1 protein-coding gene is annotated in these 296 nt (G+C 38.5%); it reads left to right on the forward strand.

Annotated features, from left to right (window positions below; genetic code table 11):
• Positions 1-107 precede the first annotated feature (107 nt).
• A partial coding sequence (locus C1G49_RS00010; protein ID WP_419579743.1) for a hypothetical protein occupies positions 108-296 on the forward strand: 189 nt, incomplete at its 3' end.

Consider the following 296-nt stretch of genomic DNA (forward strand, 5'->3'; position numbering starts at 1 on the left):
TCAAAAACATACTAAGATTAGTAGTGAGGAAATCTCCGACGGGAGAAAGTACTCACTACTTTTTCTTTATGATAAAGTAGAGGTGTCTTGTTAAGTCGTAGGGCTTTTTGACGCTAGACGTCGCAACAAAAACTGGCAAGACACCTGTTTTAGAAAGAATGTTATCAAAGTATGTGGGACGCCAGACGTCGAGTATTGAAAATGACATCACTAAAACAAGGAATCATTCAAGACAAAGAGGTAATATCATGCGTGCAGTTTTTGGGATTGATGTGAGTAAGGCAAGTTCAGAAGAT

The organism is Streptococcus suis (assembly GCF_002960625.1).
Lineage (GTDB): Bacteria > Bacillota > Bacilli > Lactobacillales > Streptococcaceae > Streptococcus > Streptococcus suis_T.